This window comes from Geodermatophilus sp. SYSU D00079, from assembly GCF_054050635.1.
In genome coordinates this window covers 224,617-230,958 of sequence record NZ_JBJGZS010000005.1, presented here as the reverse complement: position 1 = coordinate 230,958, position 6,342 = coordinate 224,617, and the positions used below count along the sequence as shown (strand labels likewise).

At 76.3% G+C, this 6,342-nt stretch carries 9 protein-coding genes; 3 read left to right on the top strand and 6 right to left on the bottom strand.

The genetic code is table 11. The annotated features are described in order from the left end of the window. Nucleotides 1-37: 37 nt before the first annotated feature. Genes msrB through ACI79E_RS07345 form a run of 3 tightly spaced genes read right to left on the bottom strand, consistent with a single transcriptional unit; the run spans nt 38 to nt 3,157 of the window. Nucleotides 38-454, bottom strand: a complete 417-nt coding sequence (msrB, locus tag ACI79E_RS07355; protein WP_456931872.1) for a peptide-methionine (R)-S-oxide reductase MsrB — start codon at nt 452-454, stop codon at nt 38-40. Between the two features lie 31 nt (nt 455-485). Continuing rightward, on the bottom strand, nt 486-1,142 hold the full coding sequence (locus tag ACI79E_RS07350; RefSeq protein ID WP_456931871.1) for a response regulator: 657 nt from the start codon (nt 1,140-1,142) through the stop codon (nt 486-488). Next, a complete protein-coding gene (locus ACI79E_RS07345; protein WP_456931870.1) occupies nt 1,139-3,157 on the bottom strand; it encodes a histidine kinase in 2,019 nt (672 codons plus the stop codon). The genes ACI79E_RS07350 and ACI79E_RS07345 overlap by 4 nt, the downstream gene beginning before the upstream one ends. A 299-nt stretch (nt 3,158-3,456) precedes the next feature. Between ACI79E_RS07345 and ACI79E_RS07340 the strand changes: the two genes are divergently transcribed. Next, a complete protein-coding gene (locus tag ACI79E_RS07340; RefSeq protein ID WP_456931869.1) occupies nt 3,457-4,101 on the top strand; it encodes a hypothetical protein in 645 nt (214 codons plus the stop codon). Between the two features lie 75 nt (nt 4,102-4,176). Next, nucleotides 4,177-4,638, top strand: a complete 462-nt coding sequence (locus ACI79E_RS07335) for a hypothetical protein (RefSeq protein ID WP_456931868.1) — start codon at nt 4,177-4,179, stop codon at nt 4,636-4,638. Between the two features lie 80 nt (nt 4,639-4,718). Here the strand turns inward: ACI79E_RS07335 and ACI79E_RS07330 are convergent, their stop codons facing one another. Next, nucleotides 4,719-4,922: a cold-shock protein gene (locus ACI79E_RS07330; protein ID WP_012948038.1), complete on the bottom strand. Its 204-nt coding sequence runs from the start codon at nt 4,920-4,922 to the stop codon at nt 4,719-4,721. Between the two features lie 247 nt (nt 4,923-5,169). On the opposite strand from ACI79E_RS07330, the gene ACI79E_RS07325 reads away from it, so the two are divergent. Continuing rightward, on the top strand, nt 5,170-5,469 hold the full coding sequence (locus ACI79E_RS07325; protein WP_456931867.1) for a hypothetical protein: 300 nt from the start codon (nt 5,170-5,172) through the stop codon (nt 5,467-5,469). Nucleotides 5,470-5,490: 21 nt separating this feature from the next. Here ACI79E_RS07325 and ACI79E_RS07320 read toward each other — a convergent pair whose 3' ends face one another. Then, nucleotides 5,491-5,883, bottom strand: coding sequence for a hypothetical protein (locus tag ACI79E_RS07320; RefSeq protein ID WP_456931866.1), 393 nt, complete (start codon nt 5,881-5,883; stop codon nt 5,491-5,493). 96 nt (nt 5,884-5,979) lie between these two features. After that, on the bottom strand, nt 5,980-6,252 hold the full coding sequence (locus ACI79E_RS07315; protein ID WP_456931865.1) for a YciI family protein: 273 nt from the start codon (nt 6,250-6,252) through the stop codon (nt 5,980-5,982). Between the last annotated feature and the right edge of the window lie 90 nt (nt 6,253-6,342).

Sequence of the window (6,342 nt, the reverse complement as noted above, 5' to 3'; positions counted from 1 at the left end):
CGTGGGAGTGCAGGGGACCTGCACTCCCACGCTCCACTCAGGCCTCGACCAGCCGGATGCTCACGCTGTTGATGCAGTAGCGGTCGCCGGTCGGGGTCTGCGGCGCGTCCTCGAAGACGTGCCCCAGGTGGCTGTGGCAGGTGCCGCACAGCACCTCGGTGCGGACCATGCCGTGGCTGCGGTCCTCGCGGAGGACCACGTTGTCGGCCGACGTCGGCTCGTAGAACGACGGCCAGCCGCAGTGCGAGTCGAACTTGGTCTCGGAGCGGAACAGCTCCGCCCCGCAGGCCCGGCAGGTGTAGACGCCGGTCGTCTTCGTGTCGACGTACTCACCGGTCCACGGCCGCTCGGTGCCGGCCTGCCGGAGGACGGCGTACTCCTCCGGCGACAGCTGCGCCCGCCACTCCTCGTCGCTCTTGGTGACCCTGGGCTGGTTCTGCGCGGACGTCGTCATGACGTCCACGGTACGACGCCGAACCGGCCGGTCAGCGGCCCAGCCCCGCCTCCCGGGCCCGCACGATCGCCTGCGCCCGGTCGGTGACCTGCAGCTTGGCCAGCACGTTGGACACGTTGTTGCGCACCGTCTTCGGCGACAGGTACAGCGCCGCGGCGATCTGGGCGTTGGACCGGCCGGCCGCGACCAGGTCGAGCACCTCCCGCTCGCGGGCGGTCAGCTGCGGGAACGCCGTCTCCGGGCCGGCCGGCCCGGTGGTGAAGAACTCCGCGATCCGCCGGGCGAGGGCGGCCCCGAACACCGCCCCGCCGCCGGCCACCGTGGTGATCGCCCGCACCACCTCCTCCTGGTCGGCGCCCTTGAGCAGGTAGCCGCGGGCACCGGCCCGGACGGCGGCGAAGACGGTGCCGTCGTCCTCGCTCATGGTGAGCACCACGACCCCGACCGACGGCGACTCGGTGGTGATCCGCCGGGTCGCCTCGATCCCGTCGAGCACCGGCATCTGCACGTCCATGACCACGACGTCCGGCTGCTCCTCGCGGGCCAGCGCCACCGCCTCGGCGCCGTCGGCGGCGGTGCCCACGACGACCAGGCCGGGGACCGACCCGAGCAGCACCGCCAGCCCGTCCCGGTAGACCGGGTGGTCGTCCACCACCGCCACCCGCAGCGGCTCCTCGGGCTCGCTCATGCTGTTCCCTCCCCGTCCGCGGGCAGCACCGCCCGCACCACCGTGCCCCCGGACGGCGGGCACTCCACCGAGCAGCGGCCGCCCAGCTCCGCGGCCCGCTCCCGCAGCGACACCAGCCCGACACCGGCCGGCGCCCCGGGGGCGATGCCGACGCCGTCGTCGGCCACCTCGACCACCAGCGCCCCGTCGCCGTCGCAGGCCAGCGACACCCGCACCCGGCCGGCCGCGGCGTGCCGGGCGACGTTGGCCAGCGCCTCCGAGGCGATCCGGTAGGCGGCCACCTCGACCGCGGCGGGCAGGTCGGCGAGCTCCCCGGCGTCCACGGTGACCTCCACGCGCGGGGTCAGCAGCCGCTCGGCCTGCTGGCGCACCGCCCCGGCCAGGCCGAGGTCGTCCAGCGCGGGCGGCCGCAGGTCGTGCACCAGCCGGCGGACGTCGGCCAGCGCGGCGGAGACGTCGTCCCGGGCCTGCCGCAGCAGCCGGTCGGCCTCCTCGGGCCGGGACACGGCGAGGTTGCGCGCGGTGTCGATGCGCAGCACCACCGCACCGAGCGAGGGGCCCAGCCCGTCGTGCAGGTCGCGGCGCAGCCGCCGGCGCTCCTCCTCCCGCGCGGCGACCAGCTGCTCGCGGCTGGCCTGCAGCTCGGCGGCGAGCGAACCGGCGCGGGCGGCCGCGGCGGCCTGCCGGACGACGTCGGCCAGCAGCCCCTCGTCGCGGGTGACCAGGTGGGCGCGGACGCCGTCCCGGGGGAGGAGCAGCCGGCCCACCTCCTCCCCGCGGTAGGCGATCGGCAGGGACCGCACCGCGGCCGGGCGGCGCCCGGACTCGGCCAGCAGGTGCTGCCCGCCAGGCTGGTCGACCTCCACGCCCACGTACGGGGAGCGGAAGGCCTCGGCGATGCCGGCGGCGACGGCCATCAGCTGCTCCTCCGCGCCGTCGGAGCGCTCCAGGCGCTCGGCCAGGCCGGAGACGACGCGGTAGGGGTCCTCCCGCTCCCCGAGCACCCAGCGGCGGACCAGCCGCCAGGCCTGGGCGCGCAGCGGCACGTAGAGCCCGGTGACCACCAGCAGGGCCAGCAGGGCGGCGTCCCGGTCGCCGAGCCGGTCCCCGAGCAGCGCGCCGGCGGCCGCGACCACCGCCAGGTCGAGCAGGACGACGGCGACGGCGAGCCCGCCGTAGACGAGGGTGCCGCCGAGCAGCCGGTCGATGTCGACCGCGCGGGGACGCAGGACGCCGACGGCGATCGCCGCGCCGGTGAGGGTGACGGCGATCGACAGCGCGAAGGAGGACGCGTCCCCGGGGAAGACCAGGGCGGCGAGCATGACCAGCAGGTCGACCACGGCCGCCCACAGCAGCCAGCGCATGCGGCGGCGGTCCTCACCGGTGGCCCGCCGGTAGCGGACGACGACGGCGGCGACGGGCACGACCACACCCAGCAGCGCGGCGGGGAACGCCAGCTGCAGCAGCGGGAGGACGACCGGCTCGGGCAACGGCAGGCTGGTCGGGTCGAGGTCCAGCGACCGGTAGATCGCCGGGGTCTCCGAGCCGGCGCGGGCGTCGGCGATCTCCGACGGGACCACCAGCAGCAGCGTCGGCAGCAGCGCCGTGGAGGCGAGGCTGAGCACGGCGACGACCCGCCAGCGGCCGGAGGGCAGCCGGCCGTGCGGGTAGAGCAGGAGCAGCAGCGGCAGGCCCAGCAGCAGCCAGGCGCCGAACCGGTTCACGAACCAGAAGGCGGCCGTCCCCCCGGCCAGCGGCGGGTCGGACTGCAGGGCGAACGTCAGCCACGACTGCGCGACGCCGTCCAGGGCCCACAGCAGGCCGGTGCCGCCGACCACCCAGGCCACGGCGTTGCGCGGCACCCGGCGCAGCAGCAGGGCCGCGGGGACGGCGAGCCCGACCCCGGGCAGCCCGATGATCCAGCCGGGCGTGGCCTCCGCGGCCTCCCGGGCGGCGGCCGGGGTGACCACGTCGAGCACCGTTGCGGCCACCGCGGCCGCCACGGTGACGGTCACCAGCAGCCAGCCGAGCAGCCGCAGCCCGGGCGCTGGGGACTCCCCGGAGGGTGCCGGGCGCGGCGCGGACGGAGGCGCCGGCGCCGTGGGGGGCCGCCCTGCGACCGGAGCTCCTACCTGCACGCGGGCGATCCTGGCCTGCCGCCGTCCCGCGCGTCACGAGGCAGGTGTCCCGTGTCGCCCGGGACGGCGACCGGGACCGGATCGAGGGCGGCACGCCCTGGCTGCCCGGGACGGCGCCCCGAGACGGTTCTCCCAGTCGGTGCGCAGGGCACCGCCACCTCCACCCGGGAGACGAGATGTCGCTCAGCACCACCCCCGCCACCGCCCGCACCGACCTGGGTGCGGCCACCACGTCGGCCACCCCGCCGGTCACCACCACCCGGTTCGCCCGCCGCACCGGGATCGCGGTGGCCACCGGCTCCGCGGCGTGGGCGGCCGGACTGCTCGTCTTCGGCCCGAACCCGGACCCGGGCTGGGGGGACGCCGTCTACAACCTGACCTCGCTGCTGTTCCAGCTCGGCCTGGTCGCACTGGTGGCTCTCCAGCTGCGCACCCGCGCCACCGGCACCGGCCGGCTGGCCCGCGCTTTCCTCCACGCCGAGCACGTGCTCCTCGGCCTGGCCATCGTCTCCACGCTCACGTGGATCTTCCTGCGCCAGTACGACGACGCCACGTGGTTCCTGCTGCTGGACGCCTTCTGGCCGCTGTCGATGCTCGGCATGGCCGCCATCGGCGTCCGGATCGCGATCGCCGGCCGCTGGCGGGGGGCCGCGCGCGTCTGGCCGCTGGTCGCCGAGAGCTGGGCGCCGGTCGTCGTCCCGCTCAACGTGATCGTGCCTGCGGCGGCGGGCTTCGCCGGCGCGGCGCACCTGCTGGTCGGCTACGCCCTCCTCGGCGTGATCCTGGCCCGCCGGCCGGAGCTGACCGGAGCCCGCGACTGAGGCAGCACCCCGCCGCCCCGCCACCCCGTGACCCCGGGTGGCGGGGCGGCGCCGTGTGCGGCGGAGACTGGGCCGGTGAGCTCGCTGGACACCCCGCTGCCCGACGTCTGGTTCACCCGCGACCTCCCGGTGCTGCGGGCCATCGCGCGGCTGGTGGACGAACCGAGGTACGGCGGCGCCCCGTACCTGGGCCAGGTCGTGCCGGCCAGCGGGCTGGCCAAGCCCGAGGTCGTCGCCGCCGCGCGGGCGCTGGTGTCGTCGGGGTACGTCGAGGCGCTGACCAACTACGCCGGCGACATCGTGCGGTTCACCGGCATCTCGGCCGAGGCCCGCCGGCTGGCCGGGCTCTGGCCGACGCCGCAGGGGGAGTGGGAGCGGCTGCTCGAGCAGCTGACCGCGCGGGCGGAGAACGCCCCGACCGACGTCGAGCGGGAGCGGTGGCGGGCGTTCGCCGACGCCGCGGCCGCCGTCGGCCCCGACGCCGGTGCGCTGCTCATGTCGGCGCTCATCGGCGGCTACGTGCCGCGGGCGCGGTAGCCGGGGAACGACAGCGCCCCCGCCCGGAGGACCGGACGGGGGCGCTGGTGCCGGTCAGTGACCGGCGGCTGATCGTGGGATCAGAGCGGGTTGACGTTCGCCGCCTGCGGGCCCTTCTGGCCCTGCTCGATGTCGAACGAGATCCGCTGGCCTTCGTCGAGCGAGCGGTACCCGCTGGTCTGGATGGCCGAGTAGTGGACGAACACATCCGGTCCGCCGCCGTCAGGGGTGGCGAAGCCGAACCCCTTCTCCGCGTTGAACCACTTGACAGTTCCTTCGGGCATTGCTCGCTCCTAGCTGAGGTGGTGCATCGGGGTCCTGCCATAGCGCAGGGCCTTCCCGACGCGTCCACCCTAGACGTCCTGCGCCACCTGCGGGATGCCGGGGACTCTCCTCGTCCGCCCGGGCGCGTCGCGGACGTGCAGGTCTTGCGGCAACCGTGCGGTTCCCTCGTCGGGTACCTGCGGGAGCGGCCGGAGAGTCGTCGGTGCCGGGACGGACCCGGCCGACCCCGAGGAACGGACTCCCGACATGACCGCCGCCACCGCCTCCCTGACCGCCCCGCTCGTCCTGTGCGACGTCGAGGACCTCGCCGACAGCGACCTGGACGCCGACCTGGCCCAGCGGCTGGAGGACGGCGGCTGGCTGTGGCTGCGCGCCGACGGCGCCGGCGTCTCCGGCGACGAGGTGGGCCGGATGATCTCCGGGCGCGGCCCCCGGCCGGGGCCGGCCGACGCGGTCGAGCTGGCCTGGGCCGTCCGGCGCGGGGGAGCGGCCGCCGCGGCCGCGCACGGGCTGGGCCTGCGGGCGGCGCTGCTGGCCGACGACTGACCCCGGGCCGGTCGCCGGAGGTCAGAGCAGGTGCCCCGGCTGCTCGGGGAAGGCCCGGCCGCCCGAGGGCGCGCCGGGGTAGTCCGGGGTCGGGACCGGCGAGGGGCCCACGGGCAGCGCCAGCGGCTCGGCCCGCCAGGAGGGGACGCCGATCGGCGGCTGCTCCTCCCAGTACACCTCGGCTTCCCGGGCCCGCTCGGCCCGCCAGGCCTGCACCGAGCGGCGCCACCGCCGACCGCCGAGGTCGAGCCCCACGAGGACGGCGATGCCGACGGCCACGGTCAGGCACGCGTTGGTGACGGCGGTGGCGACGTCCAGCGGCGTGAGCTCCGGCCAGCCGATCGACTCCAGCTGGGCACCGACGATCTCGACGACGACGTAGAGCACGCCGTACACCAAGAACGAGACCCGCACCGTGCACCTCCGTCGTGGACCGATCACACCGGTCAACGGCAGGTCGGGCACCGGGGCGTCGTCCGGACGGCGGCGCCTCACCCCTCGGGGTGAGGGTCAGGGCACGAGGACCTCGTTCCACGGCCGCACCCGCCACTCGGCGACCACGCCGCCCTGCACGAACGGGTCGCCGGCGATGAACTCCTCGGCGGCCTCCCGCGTGGTGAACACCCCCATCGCGTCGCCGTTCAGGGGTTCGTCGAAGGTGCCCACCATGAGCAGCAGCCCCCGGTCGCGGAACTCGTGCAGCCGCGCCACGTGCGCCGGGCCGTGCCGGCGGGCCAGCGGCAGGAAGTCCTCGACCGCGCGGTAGGTCATCACGTACTTCATGGCCCGGCATCCTGGCCCCCGCGGGGCGACGTGGGGCCGTCACGGCGCAGCGGGTTGCCGGGGACCCCGGTGGGCCGGTGGGATCGCGGG

Coding starts and splice junctions, on each gene's coding strand:
- ACI79E_RS07325 (WP_456931867.1), top strand. CDS start 5,170: ATGACCGCCGCCACCGCCTCCCTGACCGCCCCGCTCGTCCTGTGCGAC.
- ACI79E_RS07330 (WP_012948038.1), bottom strand. CDS start 4,922: ATGCCCGAAGGAACTGTCAAGTGGTTCAACGCGGAGAAGGGGTTCGGC.
- ACI79E_RS07350 (WP_456931871.1), bottom strand. CDS start 1,142: ATGAGCGAGCCCGAGGAGCCGCTGCGGGTGGCGGTGGTGGACGACCAC.
- msrB (WP_456931872.1), bottom strand. CDS start 454: ATGACGACGTCCGCGCAGAACCAGCCCAGGGTCACCAAGAGCGACGAG.
- ACI79E_RS07340 (WP_456931869.1), top strand. CDS start 3,457: ATGTCGCTCAGCACCACCCCCGCCACCGCCCGCACCGACCTGGGTGCG.
- ACI79E_RS07315 (WP_456931865.1), bottom strand. CDS start 6,252: ATGAAGTACGTGATGACCTACCGCGCGGTCGAGGACTTCCTGCCGCTG.